The organism is Streptomyces kanasensis, from assembly GCF_043077165.1.
GTDB classification, from domain to species: Bacteria; Actinomycetota; Actinomycetes; order Streptomycetales; family Streptomycetaceae; genus Streptomyces; species Streptomyces changanensis.
The window spans coordinates 266,958-292,520 of record NZ_JBIBSF010000002.1 but is presented as its reverse complement, the minus strand read 5'-3'; the positions used below and the strand labels follow the sequence as shown (position 1 = coordinate 292,520).

The following is a 25,563-nucleotide window of genomic DNA, read 5'->3' as shown; positions in this document are numbered from 1 at the left end:
GTCGGAGTCGGTCCGGGTCGTCGGGCCGGGGGTACCGGCGTCAGCGGCCCTCGACCGGGACGAAGTCGCGCAGGACCTCACCGGTGTAGATCTGGCGCGGACGGCCGATGCGGGAACCCGGCTCCTTGATCATCTCGTGCCACTGGGCGATCCAGCCCGGCAGACGGCCGAGGGCGAACAGGACCGTGAACATCTCGGTCGGGAAGCCCATGGCCCGGTAGATCAGACCGGTGTAGAAGTCGACGTTCGGGTAGAGGTTGCGCGAGACGAAGTAGTCGTCGGCGAGCGCGTGCTCCTCCAGCTTGAGGGCGATGTCGAGCAGCTCGTCGGACTTGCCGAGCGCCGACAGCACGTCGTGCGCCGCCGCCTTGATGATCTTCGCGCGGGGGTCGAAGCTCTTGTAGACCCGGTGCCCGAAGCCCATCAGGCGGACGCCGTCCTCCTTGTTCTTCACCTTGCGGATGAAGGAGTCGACGTCACCGCCGTTGGCCTGGATGCCCTCCAGCATCTCCAGCACCGACTGGTTGGCGCCGCCGTGCAGGGGGCCCCACAGGGCGGAGATGCCGGCGGAGATCGAGGCGAACATGTTCGCCTGCGACGAGCCGACCAGGCGCACCGTGGACGTCGAGCAGTTCTGCTCGTGGTCCGCGTGGAGGATCAGCAGCTTGTCGAGCGCCGAGACGACGACCGGGTCCAGCTCGTACTCCTGCGCCGGCACGGAGAACGTCATGCGCAGGAAGTTCTCGACGTACGACAGGTCGTTGCGCGGGTAGACGAACGGGTGGCCGATCGACTTCTTGTACGCGTAGGCCGCGATGGTCGGCAGCTTCGCCAGCAGCCGGATCGTCGAGAGGTGGCGCTGCTTCTCGTCGAACGGGTTGTGGCTGTCCTGGTAGAACGTCGACAGGGCGCTGACCACGGAGGACAGCATCGCCATCGGGTGGGCGTCGCGCGGGAAGCCGTCGAAGAACCGCTTCACGTCCTCGTGCAGGAGGGTGTGCTGCGTGATCTCGTTGGTGAAGGTCTCCAGCTCGTCGGCCTTCGGCAGCTCCCCGTTGATCAGCAGGTACGCCACCTCCAGGAAGGTGGAGCTCTCCGCGAGCTGCTCGATGGGGTAGCCGCGGTAGCGCAGGATGCCCTGCTCGCCGTCCAGGTAGGTGATCGCCGATTTGTAGGCGGCCGTGTTGCCGTAGCCGCTGTCCAGCGTCACCAGACCCGTCTGCGCGCGGAGCTTCCCGATGTCGAAGCCCTTGTCGCCGACGGTGCTCTCGACCACCGGGTAGGTGTACTCACCGTCCGCGTACCGCAGTACTACAGAGTTGTCGCTCACGTCATCCCTCACCGACGTTGTGCCTCTTCTTCGAGGTGCCCTGACTGTCTCTACCATCCCCCACTTGGCTCAGCAGAGTGCACTCGGGGTCGACCATTGGGCCTATTGGCGGCACTGAGTGCCGTCAACCTGCTCATACTGCCCCCTTCGCCCCGGTTCCGGAAGTGCTAGGTGATGTTTCCCACGGGACGTCCTCCTGTCAGCCGGTGATCGAGTGCGGTAAAGCGCCGACCGGCGGAAACGGTCCGCACGGCCTGCCCGATCGCCTTGCGCGAGCCGACGAGGACGACGAGCTTCCGGGCGCGGGTGACGGCCGTGTAGAGCAGGTTGCGCTGGAGCATGGTCCAGGCGCTGGTGGTGACGGGGATCACCACGGCCGGGTACTCGCTCCCCTGCGACCGGTGGATGGTCACCGCGTACGCGTGGGCCAGCTCGTCGAGCTCGTCGAAGTCGTAGGGGACCTCCTCGTCCTCGTCCGTCCGGACGGTCAGCCGCTGCTCGACGGTGTCCAGTGCCGTGACGACGCCCACCGTGCCGTTGAAGACCCCGTTGGCCCCCTTGTCGTAGTTGTTGCGGATCTGGGTGACCTTGTCGCCGACCCGGAAGACCCGGCCGCCGAACCGCTTCTCCGGAAGGTCGGGGCGGGCCGGGGTGACGGCCTGCTGGAGCAGGCCGTTGAGCGCGCCCGCGCCGGCCGGGCCGCGGTGCATGGGGGTGAGCACCTGGACGTCCCGGCGCGGGTCGAGGCCGAACCTGGCCGGAATCCGGCGGGCAGCGACCTCCACGGTGACCCGGGCCGCGTCCTCGGTCTCCTCCTCGGCGAAGAGGAAGAAGTCCGGCAGGCCGTCCGTACGCGGCGGCGTGCCGGCGTTGATCCGGTGCGCGTTGGTGACCACGCCGGACTGCCGGGCCTGCCGGAAGATCCGGGTCAACCGGACCGCCGGTACGGGGCTGCCCGGGGCGAGCAGATCGCCGAGGACCTCGCCGGCGCCGACCGACGGGAGCTGGTCCACGTCCCCCACCAGCAACAGGTGGGCGCCCGGGGCCACCGCCTTGACCAGCTTGTTCGCCAGGAGCAGGTCGAGCATGGAGGCCTCGTCGACGACGACCAGGTCCGCGTCGAGGGGCCGGTCCCGGTCGTGGGCCGCGTCCCCGCCGGGCTTGAGCTCCAGGAGGCGGTGGACGGTGGAGGCCTCGACGCCCGTCAGCTCCGCGAGCCGCTTGGCGGCCCGCCCGGTGGGGGCGGCGAGCACCACCTTGGCCCTCTTGGCACGGGCCAGCTCCACGATGGAACGGACCGTGAAGGACTTGCCGCAGCCGGGACCGCCCGTCAGGACGGCGACCCTACGGGTCAGGGCGAGCCGCACGGCCTCCTCCTGCTCGGGGGCGAGCGTGGCCCCGGTGCGGGAGGCGAGCCAGGCCAGGGCCCGGTCCCAGGGCACGTCCCGGAACGCCGGCATCCGGTCCTCCTCGGCCCGCAGCAGCCGCCGGAGCTGCCCGGCGAGGGACAGCTCCGCCCGGTGGAACGGGATCAGGTACACGGCGGTGACGGGCGTCCCCTCCGGGCCCGGCACGGTCTCCCGCACGACCCCTTCGGGATCCTCGGACAGCTCGCCCAGGCACTCGATGACCAGCCCCGTGTCGACCTGGAGGAGCTTCACCGCGTCCGCGATCAGCCGCTCCTCGGGGAGGAAGCAGTGCCCCTGGTCACCGGACTGCGACAGGGCGTACTGCAGGCCGGCCTTCACCCGGTCCGGGCTGTCGTGCGGGATGCCGACGGCCTGCGCGATCCGGTCGGCGGTGAGGAAGCCGATGCCCCACACGTCCGCGGCGAGCCGGTAGGGCTGGTTCCTCACCACGGAGATCGAGGCGTCCCCGTACTGCTTGTAGATCCGCACCGCGATGGACGTGGAGACCCCGACGCCCTGGAGGAAGACCATCACCTCCTTGATCGCCCTCTGCTCCTCCCACGCGGCCGTGATGTTCCGGGTGCGCTTGGGGCCGAGGCCCGGGACCTCGATCAGGCGCCCGGGGGACCCTTCGAGGATGTCCAGGGTCTCCAGGCCGAAGTGCTGCGTGATGCGGTCGGCGAAGACGGGGCCGATGCCCTTGACCAGGCCGGAGCCGAGGTAGCGGCGGATGCCCTGGATGGTGGCGGGCAGGACGGTCGTGTAGTTCTCGACGGTGAACTGCTTCCCGTACTGGGGGTGCGACCCCCAGCGGCCCTCCATCCGCAACGACTCCCCCGGCTGGGCGCCGAGCAGCGCGCCGACGACCGTGAGGAGGTCACCGGCGCCGCGCCCGGTGTCGACCCGGGCGACCGTGTAGCCGTTGTCCTCGTTGCAGTACGTGATCCGCTCGAGGACGCCTTCCACCACCGCGAGTTGGGACATGGCCCCGACGCTATCGGGTGGCGCCGACACGCCGCCGGGCCTGTGGACGAGTCCTCCACAGGGCGCCTCCCGGTGGGGGCGCAGGTCGGGGGGCCCGCGCGGAACAGGGGGCCCGGGCAGGGCCGGCCCCCCTCGTTCCGCGCGACGCCGCTACCCGTTCGGTCGCAGGACGTGGCGGACGTACCCGCGGACGGTCTCCTCCAGGACCTCCACCCCGTCCCTCGCCCACAGCGCGTCGTTGAACAGTTCCACCTCCACCGGTCCGCCGTAGCCGGCCGCGACGACGCGCTCGTACCAACCCCGCAGGTCGATCACGCCCTCGCCGAGCTGCCCCCGGCCGGTCATGACGCCCGCCGGCAGGGGCGTCGTCCAGTCGGCCAGCTGGAACGAGTGGATGCGGCCCTCCGCCCCCGCCCGCGCGACCGCCGCCGGGGCCCTGTCGTCCCACCACACGTGGTACGTGTCCACGACCACGCCCACCTGCGACGCCGGGAACGGCGCGGCCAGCTCCAGCGCCTGGTCCAGGGTGGACACGGCGCAGCGGTCCGCCGCGTACATCGGGTGCAGCGGTTCGACGGCGAGGCGGACGCCGCGCTCGGCCGCGTACGGCGCGAGGACGGCGAGCGCCGCGGCGATCCGCTCGCGCGCCGCGGCCAGGTCCCGGCCGCCCGGCGGGAGACCGCCGGAGACCAGGACCAGGGTGTCCGTGCCGAGCGCGGCCGCCTCGTCGACGGCCTCCCGGTTGTCGTCCAGGTCATCGGCCGTGGTGAAGAACCCGCCCCGGCACAGGGTCGTGACGGCCAGCCCGGCGTCCCGGACGAGCTTCGCGGCGGCCTCCACGCCGTAATCCCGCACCGGTTCGCGCCACAGGCCGACGCCCGGGACGCCCAGGCGGACGCACGCCTCGGTCAGTTCGGGCAGCGACAGCTGCCGGACGGTCATCTGGTTGATGCTGAAGCGGGACAGGTCGGGGGTGTCGGTCACCGGGCCACCCCGTACACCGCGAAGAGGGACGAGACGCGGTCCGCCGCGAGCTCCGGGTCCGGGAACAGGCCCAGGCCGTCGGCCAGTTCGTAGGCGCGCGCCAGGTGCGGCAGGGAGCGTGCCGACTGCAGGCCGCCCACCATCGCGAAGTGGTCCTGGTGGCCGGCGAGCCACGCCAGGAACACCACACCCGTCTTGTAGAAGCGCGTCGGGGGCTGGAAGAGGTGGCGGGAGAGCTCGACCGTGGGGTCCAGGAGCTTGCGGAAGCCCGTCGTGTCACCCGTGTCGAGGGTGCGGACCGCCTCCGCCGCCAGCGGGCCCAACGGGTCGAAGATGCCGAGCAGGGCGTGGCTGAAGCCCAGCTCGTCGCCCTCGATCAGCTCGGGGTAGTGGAAGTCGTCGCCCGTGTAGCAGCGGACGCCCTGCGGGAGGCGGCGGCGCAGTTCGACCTCGCGCCGGGCGTCGAGGAGGGAGACCTTGACGCCGTCGACCTTGTCGGGGTGGGCCGCGACCACGTCGAGGAAGGTCTCCGTCGCCGCGTCGAGGTCGGCCGAGCCCCAGTAGCCGTCGAGGGCCGGGTCGAACATCGGGCCGAGCCAGTGCAGGATCACCGGTTCGCCCGCCTGGCGCAGGAGGTGGCCGTAGGTGTCGAGGTAGTCGTCGGGGCCGGAGGCGGCGGCCGCCAGGGCCCGGGAGGCCATCAGGATGGCCTGCGCGCCCGACTCCTCGACCACCGCGAGCTGTTCCTCGTACGCGGAGCGGATCTCCGGCAGCGTGCCGGCCGCGAGCTGGTCGGTGCCGACGCCGCAGGCGATGCGGCCGCCCACGCCGCGGGCCTCCGCAGCACTGCGCCGGATCAGTTCGGCCGCCCCCGCCCAGTCGAGGCCCATGCCCCGCTGGGCGGTGTCCATGGCCTCGGCGACCCCCAGGCCGTGGGACCACAGGTGGCGGCGGAAGGCGAGGGTGGCGTCCCAGTCGACGGCGGCGGGGCCGTCGGGGGTGGTGTCGGCGTACGGGTCGGCGACGACGTGCGCGGCGGAGAAGACGGTACGGGAGGTCAGCGGGCCGCCACCGGTCAGGGCCAGGGGCTCGGCGCGGGGCTCGTACTCCCGCAGACCGCCGTCGGGTCGGGGCAGGCGGACCGTCACGGGGTCACCTCCGGGACGCCGGCGCGGCGGTCCTCGCGCTCCTGCGCACGGCCGTCGGGTCGGGGCGCTCGGACCGTCACAGCGCCACCTCCGGGACGTCGAGGCGGCGGCCCTCGGCGGCGGACCGCAGGCCCAGTTCGGCGAGCTGGACGCCCCGGGCGCCCGCGAGGAGGTCCCACTGGTACGGCTCGTCGAGCACGACGTGGCGCAGGAACAGCTCCCACTGGGCCTTGAAGCCGTTGTCGAACTCGGCGTTGTCCGGCACCTCCTGCCACTGGTCGCGGAAGGACTCGGTGACGGGGATGTCGGGGTTCCAGACCGGCTTCGGGGTGGCCGAGCGGTGCTGGACGCGGCATCCGCGCAGTCCGGCGACGGCGGAGCCGTGGGTGCCGTCGACCTGGAACTCCACCAGCTCGTCGCGGTTGACGCGGACCGCCCAGGAGGAGTTGATCTGGGCGACGGCGCCGCCCTCCAGCTGGAAGATGCCGTACGCCGCGTCGTCGGCGGTGGCCTCGTAGGGCTTGCCGTGCTCGTCCCAGCGGCGCGGCACGTGCGTGGCGACGTGGGCGGTGACGGAGGTGACGCGGCCGAACAGCTCGTGGAGCACGTACTCCCAGTGCGGGAACATGTCGACGACGATGCCGCCGCCGTCCTCCGCGCGGTAGTTCCACGAGGGGCGCTGCGCCTCCTGCCAGTCGCCCTCGAAGACCCAGTAGCCGAACTCGCCGCGCACGGAGAGGATCTCGCCGAAGAAGCCGCCGTCGATGAGGCGCTTCAGCTTGAGCAGGCCCGGCAGGAAGATCTTGTCCTGGACGACGCCGTGCTTGACGCCCGTCCCGCGCGCGAGGCGGGCCAGCTCCAGGGCGCCGGCCAGGTCGGTGGCGGTGGGCTTCTCCGTGTACACGTGCTTCCCGGCGGCGATGGCCCGGGTGATCGCCGCGACGCGCGCGGAGGTGACCTGCGCGTCGAAGTAGATCTCGGTGCGGTCGTCGGCGAGGACGGCGTCGAGGTCCGTGGACCACTCGGTCAGGCCGTGGCGCTCGGCGAGCTCGCGCAGGGCGTGCTCGCGGCGGCCGACGAGGACCGGCTCCGGCCACAGCACGCGGCCGTCGCCGAGGTCCAGGCCGCCCTGCTCGCGGAGGGCCAGGATGGACCGCACCAGGTGCTGGCGGTATCCCATCCGGCCGGTGACGCCGTTCATGGCGATCCGCACTGTCCTACGTGTCACGAAGGTCCTCCATGTCATCCCCTGTGGCCCCTGCGCGCCGGGCGGCCGCTGGTGCGACGCCTATAGCAAGCGCTTTCTATGGGTGATGACGCTAGCCTGCGCACAGCGGCCCGTACAAGAGCCGCGCCCGACTTCCCCCCACGGAGGGACGCGATGACAGTCACTCTGGCCGACGTGGCGGCACGCGCCCGGGTGTCCCCGGCGACCGTCTCGCGCGTCCTCAACGGGAACTACCCCGTCGCCGCGTCGACCAGGGAGCGGGTCCTGCGCGCGGTCGACGAACTCGACTACGTGCTCAACGGCCCCGCCAGCGCGCTGGCCGCGGCCACGTCCGACCTCGTCGGCATCCTCGTCAACGACATCGCCGACCCCTTCTTCGGCATCATGGCCGGGGCCGCGCAGAGCGCCATCGGCGACACCGGCACCGGCCGGGCGGGCGGCGAGAAGCTCGCCGTCGTCTGCAACACCGGCGGCTCACCCGAACGCGAGCTCACCTACCTGACGCTCCTCCAGCGGCAGCGGGCCGCCGCCGTCGTCGTGACCGGCGGCGCGCTGGAGGACCCCGCGCATATCGCCGCCCTGACGGCCAAGCTCGCGAAGCTGGCCGACGCGGGCACCCGCGTCGTGCTGTGCGGCCGCCCTCCCATGCCCGGCGACGCCGTCACGGCCACCCTCGCCTTCGACAACCGCGGCGGCGGGCGGCGGTTGACCGAGCACCTGCTCGCCCTCGGCCACCGCCGCGTCGGCTACGTCGCGGGGCCCGCCGAGCGCACCACGACCCGAGACCGGCTGGAGGGCCACCGCGACGCGCTCGCCGCGGCGGGGCTGGGCGGTGGCGGCCCGGAGCAGGACGGACTGACCGTGCACGGCCCGTACACGCGGGCCGCCGGGTACGAGGCGACCCGGGAGCTGCTGGCCCGCGACCCGTCCCTCACGGCCGTCGTCGCGGCCAACGACACCGTCGCGCTCGGCGCCTGCGCGGCCGTGCGCGAGGCCGGGCTGCGCATCCCGCAGGACGTGTCCGTTGCCGGCTTCGACGACCTGCCGTTCTCCGTCGACGCGGTGCCGGCCCTGACGACGGTACGGCTGCCGCTCCACGAGGCGGGCGTCCGGGCGGGGCGCCTGGCGATGGGCACGGACACCCCGCCACCCGGGGGCGTCGAGACGATCGCCGGCGAACTGACCGTCCGCGCCTCCACGGCGCCCCCACGCGCGTAACGGGGCGTCCGCCCGCCCTCGGGGGCACTGCGCCGCACTACCGGTGGGTGGGGTCGGGGGCGCGCGGGGTCACCTCCTCGGGGCCGGCGGCCTCGGGTACTGGACGACGTCACCCCGCCGACGCCGCCAACCCCTGCGGGGGCAACCCCCCACGCCCCCTCCCAGACCGCACGCGGACTCAGCGCCCCGGCGGTGCGGGGCGGGGGGCCGGGGTGTACGGGACGACCGCCGCCGACGGGTCGTCGGCGGTCGACACGGTGCGCTGCCCTCGGGCGTATGTGGTGGTGAAGGCCACCGCCCGGTCGAGGACGAGGGTGTCCACCGGTCCCGCCCCGTAGGGCGGCGTCTCGGGGCCGATGCGGTAGCCGGTGCGGACCACCTCGTCGTCCGGGCCGCTGAAGTCCACGGCGGCGAAGCCGTCGCCGCTCCCCCAGCGCCCGTCGACCTGCCAGGTGTGGCGCATCTCCAGCACGCCGGCGTCGGGGCAGTGCCAGCGGAAGCGGCTGACGCCCAGCTCGGAGCTGATGCTCTCGAACCGGCTCCACCCCCGCCCGTCCGCCAGGAACACGAGGTCACTCGTCTCCATGGCGCCCACGTCGAAGGGCGCGCTGCGCCAACCGCCGATGAGCCGCCGGTCGAGATGCAGCACGTTCCGGCCTCCGTCCGTCCGGTCGCTCGTTCGGCTCATTGTCGCCGATCAGGGCCGGTCGATCTCCACCCGGACCGTCTTCCCCGCCCCCTGCCGCCGCGCCACGCCCCAGCGGGAGGCGACCGCGTCCACGAGGAGGAGCCACGCCCGCGTTCGGCGTCGGACGCCGCAGTGACGGGCTCCGGCGGGGTCGGATCGGCGTCGGACACCTCGTCCCGTTCGTCGGTCGGCCTGTTGACGCAGTTTCAAGAGCAGTCACAGCGGCAGCGCGGGTGACGACTGCGTCGAGGTGGCCCTCGCGCGTCGTGCGGTCCACGTCCGCGACTCCAAGGACTTCGCCGTCACGCCGCTCCCCCCTCTCGCCCGCCGCGTGGAGGGAGTTCACCGCGTACGCCCGGAGCGGCGAGGCGGGGCGGACCGCGTAGGACGCGGTGGCCGCGAGGTCGGACCCCTCGGCCGGTTCGTCGTCATCCGGCCTGGGAGGGGGCGTGCGGGGCCCCCGCAGGGGTTGGCGGCGTCGGGTGGGTTCCGTCGTCCGGTGCCCAGGACCGCCGGCCCCGAGGAGGTGACCCCGCGCGGCCCCGACCCCACCCACCGGCAGCGGCGTCGGTAGGGCGTGGCACTCGCGCGGTGGATTCCGGGGTGCGGGGTAGCTTGCTTGGATGAGGTACGCGTTCTCGACCCTCGGGGTCCCCGGAATGGCAGTTGACGACGTGGTGCGGCTGGCCGGCGAGGCCGGCTACCAAGGGGTGGAGCTGCGGGCCCACCCCGAGGAACCGGTGCACCCGGGCCTCGTCGCGCACGAGCGGCGCGACGTGGTGGCGGCGTTCGCGGCGGGCGGGGTGGAGGTCCTCGGCGTCGCCGGGTACGCCCGGGTGGCCGCCGAGGGGGACGACGAGGAGGTGTACGAGGAGCTGTACCGGCTCCTGCACCTCGCCGCCGACCTGGGGGCGCCCTATGTGAGGGTCCTGCCCGGGGGCGGGGAGCAGCCGCAGGACGCGGCCGACGCCGTCGCGGCGCGGCGGCTGGGGGCGGCGGCGGAGGTCGCGACGGAGCTGGACGTGCGGATCCTGCTGGAGAACCACGACTCGCACGCGACGGGCGCCGACGTGGCGCGGGTCGTGGCCGCCGTCGGCCACCCGCAGGTGGGCGCCGTGTGGGACGTGATGCACGCGTGGAGGGCGGGTGAGGAACCGCGGCGTACGCACGGGCTGCTGGCCCCGTACCTGGGGTACGTGCAGGTCAAGGACTGCCCGTCGGTCGACGATCCGACGCCGGTGCCGCTCGGCGCGGGCGCCCTGCCGCTGGACGCCTGCGTGGGGCTGCTGGACCGGGACGGCTGGCTGTGCTGGGAGTACGAGCGGCGCTGGTACCCGGACGCGCCGCCGCTGCCGGGGCTCCTCGCAGCGGGCCGGGAGCACCTGGCGGGGCTCGTGGCCGACTGACGACCGGCGTTCGGCCATGACGCGGCCACCCCCGCCGCTAGCGTGGCGTCCGGTGACGACGCCGGAGGGGGCTGGGCATGCCGGAGATCCCGTACGACCTGAACGCCGTGACGTGGGAGGTCAAGGACACCTGGGAGCGGCTGGGCACCGGCTCCGAGGCCCTGGCCCGGGTCACGTCGCTGGTGTGCGAGCGGCTCGGCTGCGCCACCGCCGACGCGGCGTTCGACCGGATGTACCGGGACTGGCGGGCGCTGCCCCGGGCGACGGTCATGTCGGGCATGCGGGCCGGGCAGATCCTGTCGCTCCTGCCCATGCTCCAGTTCGACCGGGCCGACGCCGTCGCGCGGCGGCGGGCGGAGCGCGAGGAGCTGCTGCGGGAGTTGCGGGAGCACGGCCCGCAGGAGGTGCGCTGGCAGGCGAACGTGCCCGGGCTGAGTGCCCTGACCGCACTGCGGGACACGGGGGCCGGGCCGGCGGCCCTGGAGGACGCGCTGGCGCAGGTGGACGAGGCCATGTCCCTGGTCGCGCCCGGCAGTCCGGAGCACTTCGCGTTCCGGACGACCCACGCGAGCCTGCGCGCCCAGCTGGCGCAGCTGAGCGGCGGCGAGGACGACTTCGACTCGGCGGTCGACGACCTGGCCGAGCTGGCGGAGTCGCCGCTGTGGGAGGACGAGGACCACGTGGTGCTGGCGGGTCAGCTCGCGACGTTCCGGGGCCGTCAGGCGGCGCGGCGCCAGGACGAGGCGGCCCTGGCGGAGCACATCGCGGTACTGGACGGGTGTGTCGACCGGATGCCGGCCGAGCACGCGGACCGGCCGGCGCTCCGCGCGAACCTGGACACCATGCGCGCCCACCTGGCGGCGCTCCAGGGGATGCGGACCGGCCGGTTCGACCCCGAGCTGGCGCAGTCGGCGGCCCCGCCGCTGGAGGAGCTGCGGCGGGAGCTGGACGTGCTGCCCGACGACGCGCGGGCGGACCGGCTGGGGGAGGTGGCGATCGGCCGGGGCGGCCACGGGATGCTCGCCCGCGACCCGGTGCGTCTCTCCGAGGCGGTGGAGCTGCTGCACGAGGCGATGGAGCTGCTCGAACCGGGTGACGAGCGGTGGACGCGGTACGCGCTCGTCCTCGGTGTCTCCCATGTCGTGCTCGCCGCCCTGGGGGCCGGTTCCGCGGCGGACCGCCCGGTCCTGCTCGACCAGGGCATCGCGTGGCTGGACCACGCGCGGCGGCAGGCGGGCGGGCCCGAGCACCCGCTGTGGCACAACATCACCCAGTCCCTGGCGCGCGCCTGCCGCATGCGGGGGGACGCGCAGGTGGTGGACCGGCGGGCGGCCCGGCTGAACCGGGACGCGTCGCGGCGGCTCGGGATGGAGGGCGTGCGGACCGGAGCGCGGGGCGTACTGCTCCAGTCCGGTACCGGGCACGCCGCGGACACCGGCCGCCACGCGGCGTGGCACGCGTTGGAGGTGGCCCGCTGGTGCCTGGCCGACGGGGCGTACGAGGACGCCGTGCGCGCCCTGGACGCCGGCCGCGGCGGTGTGCTGCACGCGGCGACGGTGGCGGTGACGGTGCCCGACATGCTGGTGGCGCTCGGGCACCCGGACCTGGCCCGGGAGTGGCGGGGCGCCGGTGCGGTCGTACCGGAGTCGGGCGCGGGGCTGCCGGCGCCCGCCGCACAGGGCCCGTCGAGCCGGTTGCGGCGGCGCGTCCTGGACGTCCTCGCCGCGTCGCCGCACCAGCGGCGGCTGCTGGAGGTGCCGGCGCTGTCCGAGACCGCCGCCGCGCTGCGCGCCCTGGGCGCGGACGCGCTGGTGTACCTGGTGCCGGCCGAGGAGGACCATCCGGGCGCGGCGGTGGTCGTCGCACCGGACGGGTCGGTGCGGTACCTGCGGCTTCCGGGGCTGGTGGTGGACGGCTCGCCGCTCGCCGAGTACCGGGACGTGGGCGCGCCGGGCCGGGACGCGGGCAGGCCGCCCGCGCACCCCGCCGCGGCGGGGGCCGGCCGTCCGCCGGCGGACGGGCGGGCCGCGCTGGAGCGGCTGTGCGACTGGGCGGGCGCCACGGTGATGGAGCCGCTGTTGCGGCAGCTGCCGCGCCGTCTGGGCGGCGTCCCGTCCGTGGTGCTGGTGCCCATGGCGGAGCTGGGCATGGTGCCGTGGCACGCCGCGCGGGTGCGGGGGCGGCGGGGCCGGTACCGCTACGTCTGCCAGGAGGCGCGGGTGTCGTACGTGCCGTCGGCGCGGGTGCTGTGCGAGGTGGCGGCCCGGCCGGCCGCCGGGGCGCGGCAGGCGCTCGTCGTCGGTGACCCGACGCGGGACCTGCCACACGCGGGCGAGGAGGCGCGGGCCGTGCACGCGGCGTTCCACCCCGGCGGGGTGCTGCTGGGGCCCGCGGACGCGACGCCGCGGGCGGTGACGGACTGGCTGCGGGGGCAGCGCGGCGGGCTGCTGCACCTGGCCTGCCACGGCGTGGTGCGGCCGGGTGAGCGCCACAGCGCCTATCTGGAGCTGCTGGGCGGGCGGTTGGCGGCGGAGGAGCTGACGGAGTCGGCGGACCGGTTCGGCGGGCTCGACGTGGTGCTGCTCGCCGCGTGCCGGACGAACGTGTCGGGCCGCGGTTACGACGAGGCGTACAGCCTGGCCACCGCGTTCCTCGTGGCGGGTGCCCGGTCGGTGGTGGGGTCGCTGTGGCCGGTGCCGGACGAGGCGACGTCGCTGCTGATGTACATGACGCACCACTACATGGCCCGGGAGGGGCAGACGCCGGGGCGGGCCCTGAGGAGTGCCCAGCTGTGGATGCTGGACGAGGGGCGTCAGGCGCCGCCCGGCATGCCGGCCGCTCTCCTGCCGCGGGTGCGGCGGATCGATGCCGGTGACCTGGCGGGGTGGGCGGGCTTCACGCACCTGGGGTGGTGACGGGCCGGGGCCGGGGCCGGGCGTGGGGTGGGTGTCCGGTGGGCGTGACGTGGGCGTGTGGTGGGCGTTGTGCCGGGGTGGCCACCGTGCGGGGTGCGTGGGGGGTTGACTGTCGGTCGGTGGTGGCCGTCCCGCGGGTGCGCGGGGGTCGGCTGTCGGTCGGTGGTGTCCGCGGGTGGGCTGGGAGGGACGTCGACGTGTCGTTCGGGGGAAATGGTCCGTACGGGGGCGGGTGGCCCCCGCAGGGTGGTGATCCGCGCGCGGGGGCACCGCCGCATCCGGGTGCTCCGTATCCGGGGCCGCCGTACCCGGGGGCTCCCCACCCGGGGGCTCCGTATCCGTACGGTGGCGCCCCGTACGTGCCGGGTCCGCGTCGGCCGCCGCCGCGGCCCTCGCTGTGGCGGCGGTTCCGTGACGACGAGTGGCCCACGCTGCGCGAGCTGTTCGGGTACGTGCAGCCGGTGCTGTGGGTGCCGCTGGTGTGCTGCGTGTGGCCGTTCCTCGCGCTGCTGGTCGGCTACCCCATGCTCCGCGCGGCCCGGAACAAGGCGCGGCAGGTCTTCCCGTCCGAGGCGCGCTTCGGCGTCGCCCCGCACGTCGTGCGGGTGCAGACGACCAGGGCGTGGGCGGCGGCGGTCGCGTCCGTCCTGATCCTCGCCGTCTACGGCACGTCCGCCGACTGGGACCAGGCGCAGGAGCAGTTCGTGATGCGGCTGGCGCTGACGCCGTGGCTGCTGCTGCTGACCGCGCCCGTGGTGGTGCTCGTGGTGTTCCGGCTGGCGCCGCCGGCGATGCGTCCGCGCATGCGGGCGGGACTGCGGCCGGCGGTGCGGGCGGTGCTGTGGTACCTCGGCGCGCTGAGCGCCCCCGTGCTGCTCCTGATCGGGATGCAGCTGCTCATGTCGGACGGGACGAAGCTGGACGCGTCCGAGCTGGTGGTGGCGCTGGTCCTGCTGGTGTTGCTCGTGCTGCTGGCGTGGGCGGCGATGTTCCTGGCGTTCGCGTCGGCGCGGGCGGTGCGCGGCGCGTTCAACGCAGCGGGCGTCCACCCGGTGCTGCCGGCGCTGCTGACGGGCGTGCTGGTGTGGGAGCTGGCGGGGATCAACCTGTACCACGGCGGGCCGCCGCCGGGCCCGCCGCTGGTGCAGTGGTGCGCGCTGCTGGGCGGGCCCGCGTCGGTGACGGCCGTGGCGTGGTGGGAGCTGCGGCGGTTGCGCACCCGGTACGGGGTGACGGTGCGCGGCTGACCGCCGCGGGCGCGGGCGGGCGGTGGCGGGTTCCGGCTCAGTGGGCGTGGAACCCGCCGTCGACGTAGACGGACTGCCCGGTGACGTAGGCCGAGGCGCGGCTCGCCAGGAAGACGGCGGCCCCGGCGAAGTCCCCGGGCAGTCCGTTGCGGCCCGTCAGGGTGCGGTCGGCGAGGGCGGCGACCTTCCCGGGCTGGGCCGACAGGTGGGAGTTGAGGGGCGTCATGACGAAGCCCGGCACGAGGGTGTTGCAGGTGACGCCGTACGGCGACCACGCCTCCGCCTGCGAGCGGGCCAGTGACTCCAGCCCGCCCTTGGAGACCCCGTAGGCGCCGCTCTGCACGAACGCGCGGTGCGCCTGCTGGGAGGAGACGTGGATGATGCGGCCGTGGCCCCGCTCGGCCATGCCCGGCCCGAACCGCTGCCCCAGCAGGAACGGCGCGTCGAGGTTCACCGCCATCGTGGTGTCCCACACGTCCTCGCCGAGCTCCCCGAAGGGCGGGCGCAGGTTGACCGCCGCACAGTTCACCAGGATGTCCGGTTCGCCGAACGCGGCGACCGCGCCGTCGGCGGCGGCGCGCACGCCGTCCCGGGTCGCCAGGTCGGCGCTGACCCGGGCCGCCCGGCATCCCAGCGCCCGCAGCTCCCCGACCGTGGCGTCCAGCTCGGCCTCCCGGCGCGCGACGACCACGACGGCCGCGCCGGCCCGGGCCAGCGCCTCGGCGATGGCCCGCCCGATGCCGGAGCTGCCGCCGGTCACCACGGCCACGCGGCCGTCCAGCGAGAAGAGTTCGGAGAGGTACGTCGAGGTGTCCATGGCCGTCACCCTAGGAGGCGGCCGTTCCGGGGTCGTCGGCGGTGTGCCGCCACGGGCGTCACCGGGGGGCCGGTGTCCGCGCGCATCCTTGACCCGGCAGTTACTTTCGCCTAAGCGTGACTCCTCGGAAGTTTCCTTCATCCCTCGTCACGTACGGCCGGAAGGAGCACCAGTGCACCACCGGGCCACCTCCAGACGCACCGTCCTCGCCGCCACCGCCGCCGCGGCCGCCGCCACCGCGATCGTCCCCCGCACCGCCGTCGCCGACGCCGCCGAGGAGCGGCGCCTCGCGCGGATCGTCGACCGCATGTCCCTAGAGGAGAAGGTCGGTCAGCTCTTCGTCATGCGGGTGTACGGGCACTCCGCGACCGACCCCGACCCGTCCGACGTCGACGCCAACCTCCGCGAGATCGGTGTCCGCTCCGCCGCCGAGCTGATCGCGCGGTACCACGTCGGCGGCATCATCTACTTCACGTGGGCGCACAACACCCGCGACCCGCACCAGATCGCCGACCTGTCCAACGGCATCCAGCGCGCCGGCCTCGCGCAGCGGACGCCGGTGCCGCTGCTCGTCTCGACCGACCAGGAGCACGGCATCGTCGCGCGCGTCGGCGAGCCGGCGACGCTCGTGCCGGGCGCGATGGCCCTGGGGGCGGCCGGTTCGCGCGACCTGGCCCGGCGGGCGGCGCACATCGCGGGGACGGAGCTGGCCGCGCTGGGCATCCGGCAGAACTACGCGCCGGTCGCGGACGTGAACGTCAACCCCGCCAACCCGGTCATCGGCGTGCGTTCCTTCGGCGCGGACCCGCGGGCCGTGGCCCGGCTGGTCGCCGCGCAGGTGAAGGGGTACGAGGGGGCGGGCGTCGCGGCGACGGCGAAGCACTTCCCCGGCCACGGCGACACCACGGACGACAGCCACACCAAGCTGCCGTACATCCACCACACGCGCGAGCAGTGGGACGCCCTGGACGCGCCGCCGTTCCGGGCGGCGGTCGCCGCCGGCATCGACGCGGTGATGACGGCGCACATCGTCGTGCCCTCCCTCGACCCGGCGGAGGACCCGGCGACCCTGTCGCGGCCCATCCTCACCGGCATCCTCCGCGAGGAGCTGGGCTACGACGGGGTGGTGGTGACCGACTCGCTCGGCATGGAGGGCGTGCGGACCAAGTACGGCGACGACCGGGTGCCGGTGCTGGCGCTGAAGGCGGGGTGCGACCAGCTCCTCAACCCGCCGGACCTGGACCTGGCGTGGAAGGCGGTCCTCGCCGCGGTGCGCGGCGGGGAGCTCGACCGGGCCCGGATCGATGAATCGGTTCTGCGGATCCTGCGGCTGAAGGCGCGCCTGGGCCTGTTCCGGGACCCCTACGTGACGCGCGAGGGCGTGGACCGCGTGGTCGGCCGGCGCGCGCACCTGGACGCCGCGGACCGCATCGCCGGGGCGACGACGACGCTGCTCGCCAACGAGGGCGGCCTGCTGCCGTTGAACCGCCTCACCCACCGGGACGTGCTCGTCGTCGGCGCCGATCCGGCGTCACCGTCGGGGACGACCGGTCCGCCGACGGCGACGCTCGCCGCGGCCCTCGGCGAGCTGGGGTTCGCCACCACCGCGCTGTCCACCGGCACCGCTCCCACCGCGGCCCGCATCGAGCAGGCGGTGGCGGCGGCGGCCGGGCGGGACGCGGTCGTCGTCGGCACGTACAACGTCTCGGCGACGAGCGCGCAGCGCACCCTCGTCGCGCGGCTGGCGGCGACGGGCGTGCCGGTGGTGGTCGTGGCGATCCGCAACCCGTACGACGCCGCCCACCTGACGGGGCAGCGGGCCCTCCTCGCCACGTACGCATGGACCGACGTGGAGCTGCGGGCCGCCGCGCGGGTCATCGCCGGGCGTGTGCGTCCCTCGGGGCGGCTGCCCGTCCCGGTGCAGCGCGCGGACGACCCGTCCCGGGTGCTGTACCCGATCGGATACGGCCTGTCGTACTGAGCGCGGACGCACCGCCGCCCCCCGGGGACGGCCCGGGGGGCGGCGGTGCGCGTGTGCGCGGTGCCTACGGGCGGAGCGCCGGCTCGCGGTGGAGGTCGCGCTTGTCGAGGCGCGCGTCGTACCGGGCGAGCGGCTGCGCCCGCTCCGCGTCGGCCCGGACGGCGGCGGGGGCGACGCCCGCCCACTCCAGCAGCCGCGCCGTGGCCGCCTCGCGCTGGGGCGCGGCGAGGCCGGCGATGCTGGCGCCGTGGTTCGCGCCGGGGGCGGTGAGGACGTAGCTGTCCTTCGCGCCGCGGTCGACGCGGAACGGCTCGGCGCCCCAGGGGTCGCGCTCGCCGTTGACGAAGAGCATGCGGCGGGCGTTGTGGCGGACCCAGTTGTCGACGTCCCGCATCACCCACGGCTTGAACCGGACGGGGATCTCGTCCGGGACGAAGGTGTGCGCCGGCTGGTAGCCGTAGCGGGTGAGCCCCTTGAGGTGGTCCACGCGCAGGCTCGGGGAGCCGAGCTCGGTGGCCGCCTGGTAGTAGTACGGCGTGTACGGCTCCAGGCCCTGGTCGGTGTAGAAGGACCAGCCGGAGTAGGTGTCGATCGCCTCGTACACGGCGTCGTCGGTGGCGGTGGCGGCGTCGGGGAGGCCCGCGCAGTCCTGCTCGCCGTGGTACTGCCAGAACGCCCACACGAAGTCGAGGACGACGGCCTCGTACGCCTTGTCCAGGCTGCCGACGGTGCGGAAGGTGGCGCCTTCCGCGGCGGCCCAGTCGCCGTACTTCTTCTGGAGCGGCGCGCGGCGGACGAGGGCCTCGCGCTGGAGGGCGTTCAGCCGGTCGCGGCACTCGGCGGTGCCGACGGTCGCGAAGAACCGGTCGTAGGCCGAGTCCTCCCTCTCCACGACGTCGTTGGGCGCCACGTAGGCGACGACGGCGTCCATGTCACGGGGGTAGAACCGCTCGTAGTAGGTGGCCGTCATGCCGCCCTTGGAGCCGCCGGTGGCGATCCACTTGCGGTCGTAGACCTTCTTCAGGGCGGTGAACAGGCGGTGCTGGTCGGACGCGGCCTGCCAGATGTCCAGCTTGGACCAGTCGGCGGGCTGGGGGCGGGACGAGCTGAAGTAGCGGTACTCCAGGGAGACCTGGTTGCCGTCGACGATCCGGGTGGGCTCGCTGCGGCGCGGGTCGGGGCTGACGTGGTAGCCGCTGGTGTAGAAGACGGTGGGGCGGCTGGTGTCCTTGTGCAGCAGGGTGAGGCGCTGCTTGAAGGTGCCCTTCCCGGGGCGGCGGTGGTCGACCGGCTGGGTGTAGTTCAGGACGAAGAAGCGGTAGCCGGGGTAGGGCTTCTCCTCGATGAGGGACATCCCGGGGATCGCGAGGACGCGTTCCTTGATGTCCACGGCGGTGCTGTCCTGTCCGGCGGCGGTGGCCGTGCCGGCCGTGCCCACGGTGCCTATGAGCACCACGAGCGACAGCAGCCATCTGAGCGTCGTGCGCATGCGCTGCCTTCCACTGGGTTCACTGCGGTCGCGGTGAACCTACTGGGGTGCGCGTGTGCATGACCAGACCCGACCGGTTATTTCCGACGTGGTGTCAGCACAGGATCCAGCCGGTGGCGGTGCCCCGTCCGGAGACGCTGCCGGCCGCGCGCACACAGCGGTTGAGGGCGTGCACGCTGACGGGCCCGGCCTGCCGCGTGAACCGCCCGGCGTCGACGACGGCGCGGGCGCCGCGCGGCTGCAGGGTGACGGACATGACGCGGCGGGGGCCTGCCTTGGCGACGGTGACGGCGCAGGCGTACTGGCGGTTCTTGTAGACGCGCAGCTCACCGGTGGCGAACCGGACGGTCTTGGCGAGCCGCCCGGGGCACGCCGTACCGGCGGCCCCGGCGGGTGCGACGGCCGGCCCGGCGAGGCCGAGCGCCCCCGCGGCGACGGCCACCGCGACCCCGTGGGCGACCTTCCGCCGCCATCCGGACGTACCCCTGCCTCGACCGAACACCGCGACTCCCTCGTTTCGACCCCGTACTGGCGTACGACGCGCGAGCGCGGCGGAGGGTTGCCCTCCGGGGCGCGTTCCCGGTGTGGGGGGGGGGTGGGGGACGGGGGCGCGGGAGGTGCGGGGGCGCGGGGTGCGTAGGAGGCGCGGGGCAGCTGGGGGCGCGGGGGTGGTGCGCTCCGCGGGCCCGGGTCAGGCGCGGCTCAGCACGGACAGGACGAGGACGGCCTCGGCGGCGAGCTGAACGGCCAGGGCGGTCAGGCGGACCGGCGGGGCCCAGCGTCCCCGGCCGGGGACGAGGAGCACGGCGCACCAGGCGGCCCCCGCGACGACGAAGGCCGCCTGGCCCACCCACGACGGCCAGCCGGTGCACCGCTCGCCGTACGTGAGGCAGCGGCCGAAGTCCTCGCTGAAGGCGACCGCCAGCCACGCGCACAGCCAGGCGGGCGCGAGCGCGAGCGCGGCGAGCCCGGCCGCGCGGCGCGCTCCGGCGGCGGTGACGGTGGGCAGGGCGGTCACGGGGGCCGGGGAGCCGGGGGCCGTGGCGGTGGGGGCCGTGGTGGTGGGCCCGGGAGAGGTGGGCTCGGGGTGCGCGGTCATGCCCTGATCACAGCGCGGCGGCGGGCGCCGGGGCATGAGCGCTCGTACCCGGTACGGCGGGGCGGCGTACTCAACCGGCCGGGAGCGCCGGCGACCGCGCGCCGCACGCCACCACCCGCAGGCACCACGCCGCCGGGGGCGCCCCGCACCGGCGGGCGCCCCGCACCCGCGGGCGTCACGACCCTCGGGCGTGACGACCCTCGGGCGTGACGACCCTCGGGCGTGACGACCCTCGGGCACCCCGAACCGGTAGGTGTCACGACGCGCGGGCGTCACGACCCGCCGGCGTCACGCGCCGCGGGCGCCCCCGCAGTGGGCGGGAGCCGCGAGCCGTCGGCACACGGCCGGCCGGGCGTCACCCGGCGCCGTCCGCCGGGCCCGTCGCGCCCGTCCCGCCCGCCCTCGGTGTCAGGCGACGCGTTCCGGCTCGGGGCGGGGCTCGGGGTCGGCCTCGCCGGTGAAGGTGCGCCACAGCCGCGCGTAGTGGCCGTCGCGGGCGAGGAGCTCGTCGTGGGTCCCGTCCTCGGCGACGCGGCCGTGGTCCATGACGACGACGCGGTCGGCGCGGGCGGCCGTGGTGAGGCGGTGGGCGACGACGAGGGTCGTGCGGCGGCCCGCCAGCCGGTCGGTGGCCTGGTTGACCTGCGCCTCCGTCGCGAGGTCGAGCGCCGCGGTCGCCTCGTCGAGCAGCAGCACGTCCGGGTCGACGAGCTCGGCCCGCGCCAGGGCGATCAGCTGCCGTTGGCCCGCGGAGAGGTTGCGGCCGCGCTCGGCGACCTCGTGGAGGTAGCCGCCGTCGAGGGTGGCGATCATGTCGTGGGCGCCGACCGCGCGGGCCGCGGCCTCCACCTCGGCGTCGCTCGCGCCGGGCCGCCCGTAGGCGATGGCGTCGCGCACGGTGCCCGGGAAGAGGTACGCCTCCTGCGGCACCACGCCGAGGCGGTGGCGGTACGCGGTGAGGTCGAGCTCCCGCAGGTCGGTGCCGTCGACGGTGACACGGCCGGACGTCGGGTCGTAGAACCGCGCGACGAGCTTCACGAGCGTCGACTTGCCGGCGCCGGTCTCGCCGACGAAGGCGACCGTCTGTCCGGCGGGGACGCGCAGGTCGACGCCGGTGAGGGCCGGTTCGTCGTCGCCGTAGGCGAACGACACGTCCTCGAAGGCGATCTCGCCCTTGAGGGAGCGCACGGGCCGGGGGTCGGCCGCCGGGGCGGTCGAGGTGGGCTCGCGCAGCAGTTCCTGCATGCGGCCCAGCGACACGGACGCCTGCTGGTAGCCGTCGAAGACCTGCGACAGCTGCTGCACGGGCGCGAAGAACAGGTCGATGTAGAGCAGGTACGCCACGAGGGCGCCCGCCGTGAGCGTGCCGGCCTCGATGCGGCCGGCGCCGACGACCAGCACCGCCGCCGCCGCGAGCGACGACAGCAGCTGGACGAAGGGGAAGTACACGGAGATCAGCCACTGGCCGCGCACCCGCGCCTCGCGGTAGGCGAGGCTCCGCTCGGTGAACCGGGCACCGCCCGACCGCTCCCCGCGGAAGGCCTGGACGATCCGCAGCCCCGCCACGGACTCCTGGAGGTCGGCGTTGACGACGCTGATCCGCTCGCGGGCCAGCTCGTACGCCCGGACGCTGGCCCTCCGGAAGAAGACGGTCCCGACGACCAGCGGGGGCAGCGTGGCGAAGACGACGAGGGCGAGCTCCACGTCGATGACGACGAGGGCGACCATGATCCCGAAGAAGGTCACCACGGAGACGAAGGCGGTGACGAGCCCGGTCTGGAGGAACGTCGACAGGGCGTCGACGTCGGTCGTCATCCGGGTCATGATGCGCCCGGTCAGCTCGCGCTCGTAGTAGTCGAGGCCGAGCCGCTGGAGCTGGGCGAAGATCTTCAGGCGCAGGGCGTAGAGGACGCGTTCGCCGGTCCGCCCGGTCATCCTGACCTCGCCGGACTGCGCCGCCCACTGCGCGGCGACGGCCAGCAGGGCGAGCGCGGACGCCACCCAGACCGCGCCCAGTGCGAGCTGCGTGACGCCCTCGTCGATGCCGTGCCGGATGAGCACCGGCAGCAGCAGGCCCATGCCGGCGTCGACCGCGACGAGCAGCAGGCTGGCGAGGAGCGGCAGGCCGAAGCCGCGCAGCAGCCGGCGCAGCCCGTACGACTCCTCCGGGCGTACGGCCCGGTCCTCGTCGACGTCCGGGGTGCCGTCGGCCGGGGGGAGCGCCGCGACCTGGGCGAGCAGCTCGGGCGTGGCGCCGGGTGTGGCGTCGTGGCCGGTGCCGGCCGTCTCGCGGTCCCACAGGGCGGGGGTGATGCCGCGCTCGGCGTCGAACTCGGCGTCGATCTCGTCCCGGACGGTGTGCTCGGCCCTCTCGTCGGCCGGCGTGCCGGCGGGGAGGGTGTGGCCGGGGGAGACGCCGCCCAGCCCGTCGGGGTCGGTGAGGAGCCGCCGGTACAGCGGCGAACGGGCCTGGAGCTCGTCGTGGGTGCCGAGGTCGGAGAGGCGGCCGCCGTCGAGGACGGCGATCCGGTCGGCGAGGCCGAGCGTGGAGCGGCGGTGCGCGATGAGGAGCGTGGTGCGGCCCGCCATCACGGACCGGAGTGCCTCGTGGATCTCGTGCTCGACGCGCGCGTCGACGGCGGAGGTGGCGTCGTCGAGGAGGAGCAGCCGGGGGTCGGTGAGGATCGCCCGGGCGAGGGCGATGCGCTGGCGCTGCCCGCCGGAGAGGGTGAGGCCGTGTTCGCCGACGGCGGTGTCGTACCCGTCGGGGAGGGCGCTGACGAACCCGTGGGCCTGGGCGGCGCGGGCGGCGGCCTCTACCTCCTCGGGCGTCGCGCCGGGCCGCCCGTAGGCGATGTTGGCGCGGACGGTGTCGGAGAAGAGGAAGCTGTCCTCCGGTACGAGTCCTACGCCGGCGCGCAGGGACTCCAGGGTCAGCTCGCGCACGTCGTGGCCGCCGACGCGGACGGCGCCGCCGGTGACGTCGTAGAAGCGGGGAACGAGCAGCGAGACGGTGGACTTGCCGCTGCCGGAGGCGCCCACCACGGCGACGGTCTCGCCGGGGCGGATGGTCAGCGAGAACCCGTCGAGGACGGGCCGCCCGTCCTCGTAGCCGAAGGAGACGTCGTCGAACTCGACGCCCACGGGGACGTCGGGGTCCAGTGCGCGTGTGCCGTCGCGGATGACGGGCTCGGTGTCGATGAGCTCCAGCACCCGTTCGGCGCCGGCGCGGGCCTGCTGGCCGACGGTGAGGACCATGGCGAGCATGCGGACCGGGCCGACGAGCTGGGCGAGGTAGGTGGAGAAGGCGACGAAGGTGCCGAGGGTGATCTCGCCGCGGGTCGCCAGCCAGCCGCCGAGGGCGAGCATGGCGACCTGCCCGAGCGCGGGCACGGCCTGGAGGGCGGGCGTGTAGCGGGCGTTGAGCCGGATCGTGCGCAGCCGCCCGGCGAACAGGGTCCGGCTCGCCGCGCGGAGCTTGTCGGTCTCCTGCTCCTCCTGGCCGAAGCCCTTGACGACGCGGACGCCGGTGACGGCGCCGTCGACGACGCCCGCGACGTGTCCGGCCTGGGCCTGGGCGTACCAGGTGGCCGGGTGGAGGCGGGTGCGGCTGCGCCGGGCGATGAACCACAGGGCGGGGGCCACGGCGAGGACGACGAGGGTGAGCGGCGGGGAGAGCCACGCCATGATGCCGAGGGAGATGAGGAAGAGCAGGACGTTCCCGAGGGTCATCGGGAGCATGAACAGCAGGCCCTGGATGAGCTGGAGGTCGCTGGTGGCGCGGCCGACGACCTGCCCGGTGGAGAGTTGGTCCTGCCGCCGCCCGTCGAGCCGCGTGATCGTCGCGTACATCTCGGTGCGCAGGTCGTGCTGGACGTCGAGGGCGAGGCGCCCGCCGTAGTAGCGGCGGACGTAGGTGAGGGCGTACACGGCGAGGGCCGCGGCGATCAGGACGCCGATCCACGTGCCGAGGGAGCCGCCGCCCCCGCCGATCACGTCATCGATGACGATCTTGGTGACGAGCGGGACGAGCGCCATGACGGCCATGCCGCCGAGCGACGACCCGAGGGCGAGCACGACGTCCAGCCGGTGCCGCCACGCGTACTGCCAGAGCCGGCCGGCCCAGCCCCGCTCCGCTTTCCGCCCCGGATTCCGCTCCTGGTCCCCCGCCGCCGACACCACGTCCCGCGCCTCCCGTTTCTCCGCTGGTCTACCGGAAGGCACCAACAGGAGCCGGTCCGATTTTCATCCCGGGGAGCGGCGGGTCGGGCGAGGTCCCTCCTTTCGGCCTAGGACTTCCGGCCCAGGGACCCGGCGCGGGGCAGGCCCCCGCCACGTCACCGTCGAGGCTCCGCCCGGGGTCCTCGGGTGGGTCCGTCCGGCGCCGGCCCGGGTGGTCCGCCGGGTGCCCGCGGGCCGTCCGTCCTGCCCCCCGCTTTCCCGGTACGGGCGATTTTCGGCCATTGCGACACGTCCATGACAAAGACACAGGACCGCCGCACGACGTTCACGCGCAGGTAGCCATGTCCATGGCACTCTCCCCTCACCGCACCCGTCAACCCGCGTAGAACGCGCTCGACGCCCACCCCCGTTCCCCCGTGACCCCACCTCGGGAAAGGACTCCCCCATGCCGTCTTCCCCGGCCGGAAACACCCGGCGCTGGACGGTCCCCGTCCTGGCCGCCGCCCTCCTCACCGGGCTGGTCGTGCCCGGCGCCACGGCGGCCACGGCCCCGCAGCCCGCCCCGGCCCCGGCCGGCGCGACCGCCACCGTCACCGCGTACGACGACACCTACTACGCGAACGCCGCCGGGAAGACCGGCGCGAGCCTGAAGACCGCCCTGCACGGGATCATCCGCAACCAGACGAAGATCTCGTACTCGACCGTCTGGACCGCCCTGAAGCAGACGGACGAGGACCCGGCCAACAGCGCCAACGTCCGCCTCCTCTACAGCGGCGCCTCCCGCAGCAAGGCCCTCAACGGCGGCGACGTCGGCGACTGGAACCGCGAGCACGTGTGGGCGCAGTCCCACGGCGACTTCGGCACCTCCGCCGGCCCCGGCACGGACCTGCACCACCTGCGCCCCGCCGACGTCCAGGTCAACGCCATCCGCGGCAACAAGGACTTCGACCTCGGCGGCAGCGCGGTCAGCGGCGCCCCCGGCAGCTACACGGACGCGAACTCCTTCGAGCCGCGCGCCGCCGACAAGGGCGACGTGGCCCGCATGATCCTGTACATGGCCGTCCGCTACGAGGGCACCGACGGCTGGCCGGACCTGGAGCCCAACGACACCGTCACCAACGGCAGCGCCCCGTACCACGGGCGGCTCTCGGTGCTGAAGCGGTGGAACGACGAGGACCCGCCGGACGCGTTCGAGCGCAAGCGCAACGAGATCATCTACAGCACCTACCAGCGCAACCGGAACCCGTTCATCGACCACCCGGAGTGGGTCGAGGCGATCTGGTGAATCCGTGCGCGGGCACCGGCCCGCGCGCGGACCCGCCGCCGCGGGGGGGGGCGGGGGGGGCCCGCCCCCCCCCCCCCCCCCCCCGGGGGGCGGGCCCCCCCCCGGGGGGGGCCGGGCCCCCCCGCGGGGGGGCCCCGCCCCGCCCCGGGCCCC

17 protein-coding genes and 1 pseudogene are annotated in these 25,563 nt (G+C 74.6%); 7 read left to right on the top strand and 11 right to left on the bottom strand.

What is annotated here, in order from left to right; translation table 11 throughout:
- Positions 1-40: 40 nt before the first annotated feature.
- The 5 genes from ACF053_RS06635 to ACF053_RS06615 all read right to left on the bottom strand — a co-directional run bounded on the left by ACF053_RS06635 (position 41) and on the right by ACF053_RS06615 (position 7,083).
- Entirely contained in the window at positions 41-1,330 is a 1,290-nt protein-coding gene (locus ACF053_RS06635; protein ID WP_058942120.1) for a citrate synthase, read from the bottom strand.
- A gap of 167 nt (positions 1,331-1,497) precedes the next feature.
- Complete coding sequence (recD2, locus tag ACF053_RS06630) at positions 1,498-3,723, bottom strand: SF1B family DNA helicase RecD2 (RefSeq protein ID WP_391952850.1); 2,226 nt, start codon at positions 3,721-3,723, stop codon at positions 1,498-1,500.
- A 150-nt stretch (positions 3,724-3,873) separates the two neighbouring features.
- On the bottom strand, positions 3,874-4,665 hold the full coding sequence (locus tag ACF053_RS06625; RefSeq protein WP_391953195.1) for a sugar phosphate isomerase/epimerase family protein: 792 nt from the start codon (positions 4,663-4,665) through the stop codon (positions 3,874-3,876).
- A gap of 38 nt (positions 4,666-4,703) precedes the next feature.
- Positions 4,704-5,855, bottom strand: a complete 1,152-nt coding sequence (locus ACF053_RS06620; protein ID WP_391952849.1) for a dihydrodipicolinate synthase family protein — start codon at positions 5,853-5,855, stop codon at positions 4,704-4,706.
- 76 nt (positions 5,856-5,931) lie between these two features.
- On the bottom strand, positions 5,932-7,083 hold the full coding sequence (locus ACF053_RS06615; RefSeq protein ID WP_391952848.1) for a Gfo/Idh/MocA family protein: 1,152 nt from the start codon (positions 7,081-7,083) through the stop codon (positions 5,932-5,934).
- Between the two features lie 153 nt (positions 7,084-7,236).
- Here ACF053_RS06615 and ACF053_RS06610 point away from each other — a divergent pair, with 153 nt between their 5' ends.
- A complete protein-coding gene (locus ACF053_RS06610; RefSeq protein WP_391952847.1) occupies positions 7,237-8,301 on the top strand; it encodes a LacI family DNA-binding transcriptional regulator in 1,065 nt (354 codons plus the stop codon).
- A gap of 178 nt (positions 8,302-8,479) precedes the next feature.
- Here ACF053_RS06610 and ACF053_RS06605 read toward each other — a convergent pair whose 3' ends face one another.
- Positions 8,480-8,950, bottom strand: coding sequence for a hypothetical protein (locus tag ACF053_RS06605; protein WP_391952846.1), 471 nt, complete (start codon positions 8,948-8,950; stop codon positions 8,480-8,482).
- A gap of 286 nt (positions 8,951-9,236) precedes the next feature.
- Between ACF053_RS06605 and ACF053_RS06600 the strand changes: the two are divergent.
- The 4 genes and pseudogenes from ACF053_RS06600 to ACF053_RS06585 form a co-directional block, all read left to right on the top strand.
- A pseudogene (locus tag ACF053_RS06600) lies at positions 9,237-9,563 on the top strand (hypothetical protein); the annotation flags it as partial.
- Positions 9,564-9,612: 49 nt separating this feature from the next.
- Positions 9,613-10,395, top strand: coding sequence for a sugar phosphate isomerase/epimerase family protein (locus ACF053_RS06595; RefSeq protein ID WP_391952845.1), 783 nt, complete (start codon positions 9,613-9,615; stop codon positions 10,393-10,395).
- 77 nt (positions 10,396-10,472) lie between these two features.
- Positions 10,473-13,310 carry a CHAT domain-containing protein gene (locus ACF053_RS06590; RefSeq protein ID WP_391952844.1) on the top strand — a complete coding sequence of 946 codons (2,838 nt, stop codon included), beginning with the start codon at positions 10,473-10,475 and terminating at the stop codon, positions 13,308-13,310.
- A gap of 359 nt (positions 13,311-13,669) precedes the next feature.
- Positions 13,670-14,557 (top strand): hypothetical protein, encoded by an 888-nt coding sequence (locus ACF053_RS06585; protein ID WP_391952843.1) that lies wholly within the window; start codon positions 13,670-13,672, stop codon positions 14,555-14,557.
- Positions 14,558-14,594: 37 nt separating this feature from the next.
- On the opposite strand, the gene ACF053_RS06580 is transcribed toward ACF053_RS06585, so the two are convergent.
- Positions 14,595-15,374, bottom strand: a complete 780-nt coding sequence (locus ACF053_RS06580; protein WP_391952842.1) for an SDR family NAD(P)-dependent oxidoreductase — start codon at positions 15,372-15,374, stop codon at positions 14,595-14,597.
- 172 nt (positions 15,375-15,546) lie between these two features.
- Between ACF053_RS06580 and ACF053_RS06575 the strand changes: the two genes are divergently transcribed.
- Entirely contained in the window at positions 15,547-17,355 is a 1,809-nt protein-coding gene (locus ACF053_RS06575) for a glycoside hydrolase family 3 protein (protein WP_391952841.1), read from the top strand.
- Positions 17,356-17,419: 64 nt separating this feature from the next.
- Here ACF053_RS06575 and ACF053_RS06570 read toward each other — a convergent pair whose 3' ends face one another.
- From ACF053_RS06570 to ACF053_RS06555, 4 genes are all read right to left on the bottom strand, one after another.
- Positions 17,420-18,844 (bottom strand): S28 family serine protease, encoded by a 1,425-nt coding sequence (locus ACF053_RS06570; RefSeq protein WP_391952840.1) that lies wholly within the window; start codon positions 18,842-18,844, stop codon positions 17,420-17,422.
- A 94-nt stretch (positions 18,845-18,938) separates the two neighbouring features.
- Positions 18,939-19,346 (bottom strand): hypothetical protein, encoded by a 408-nt coding sequence (locus tag ACF053_RS06565; RefSeq protein WP_391952839.1) that lies wholly within the window; start codon positions 19,344-19,346, stop codon positions 18,939-18,941.
- A 189-nt stretch (positions 19,347-19,535) separates the two neighbouring features.
- The gene (locus ACF053_RS06560; protein WP_391952838.1) at positions 19,536-19,943 is read right to left on the bottom strand and encodes a hypothetical protein; all 408 of its coding nucleotides are present in this window, start codon (positions 19,941-19,943) and stop codon (positions 19,536-19,538) included.
- A 408-nt stretch (positions 19,944-20,351) separates the two neighbouring features.
- Positions 20,352-24,125 (bottom strand): ABC transporter ATP-binding protein, encoded by a 3,774-nt coding sequence (locus ACF053_RS06555; protein ID WP_391952837.1) that lies wholly within the window; start codon positions 24,123-24,125, stop codon positions 20,352-20,354.
- A 445-nt stretch (positions 24,126-24,570) separates the two neighbouring features.
- On the opposite strand from ACF053_RS06555, the gene ACF053_RS06550 reads away from it, so the two are divergent.
- On the top strand, positions 24,571-25,410 hold the full coding sequence (locus ACF053_RS06550; RefSeq protein ID WP_391952836.1) for an endonuclease I family protein: 840 nt from the start codon (positions 24,571-24,573) through the stop codon (positions 25,408-25,410).
- Positions 25,411-25,563 lie beyond the last annotated feature (153 nt).

Bases quoted from the DNA above. Each gene is read 5' to 3' on its own strand.
- ACF053_RS06610 (WP_391952847.1), top strand. From the start codon at position 7,237: ATGACAGTCACTCTGGCCGACGTGGCGGCACGCGCCCGGGTGTCCCCG.
- ACF053_RS06625 (WP_391953195.1), bottom strand. From the start codon at position 4,665: ATGACCGTCCGGCAGCTGTCGCTGCCCGAACTGACCGAGGCGTGCGTC.
- ACF053_RS06570 (WP_391952840.1), bottom strand. From the start codon at position 18,844: ATGCGCACGACGCTCAGATGGCTGCTGTCGCTCGTGGTGCTCATAGGC.
- ACF053_RS06590 (WP_391952844.1), top strand. From the start codon at position 10,473: ATGCCGGAGATCCCGTACGACCTGAACGCCGTGACGTGGGAGGTCAAG.
- ACF053_RS06560 (WP_391952838.1), bottom strand. From the start codon at position 19,943: ATGACCGCGCACCCCGAGCCCACCTCTCCCGGGCCCACCACCACGGCC.
- ACF053_RS06550 (WP_391952836.1), top strand. From the start codon at position 24,571: ATGCCGTCTTCCCCGGCCGGAAACACCCGGCGCTGGACGGTCCCCGTC.
- recD2 (WP_391952850.1), bottom strand. From the start codon at position 3,723: ATGTCCCAACTCGCGGTGGTGGAAGGCGTCCTCGAGCGGATCACGTAC.
- ACF053_RS06595 (WP_391952845.1), top strand. From the start codon at position 9,613: ATGAGGTACGCGTTCTCGACCCTCGGGGTCCCCGGAATGGCAGTTGAC.
- ACF053_RS06580 (WP_391952842.1), bottom strand. From the start codon at position 15,374: ATGGACACCTCGACGTACCTCTCCGAACTCTTCTCGCTGGACGGCCGC.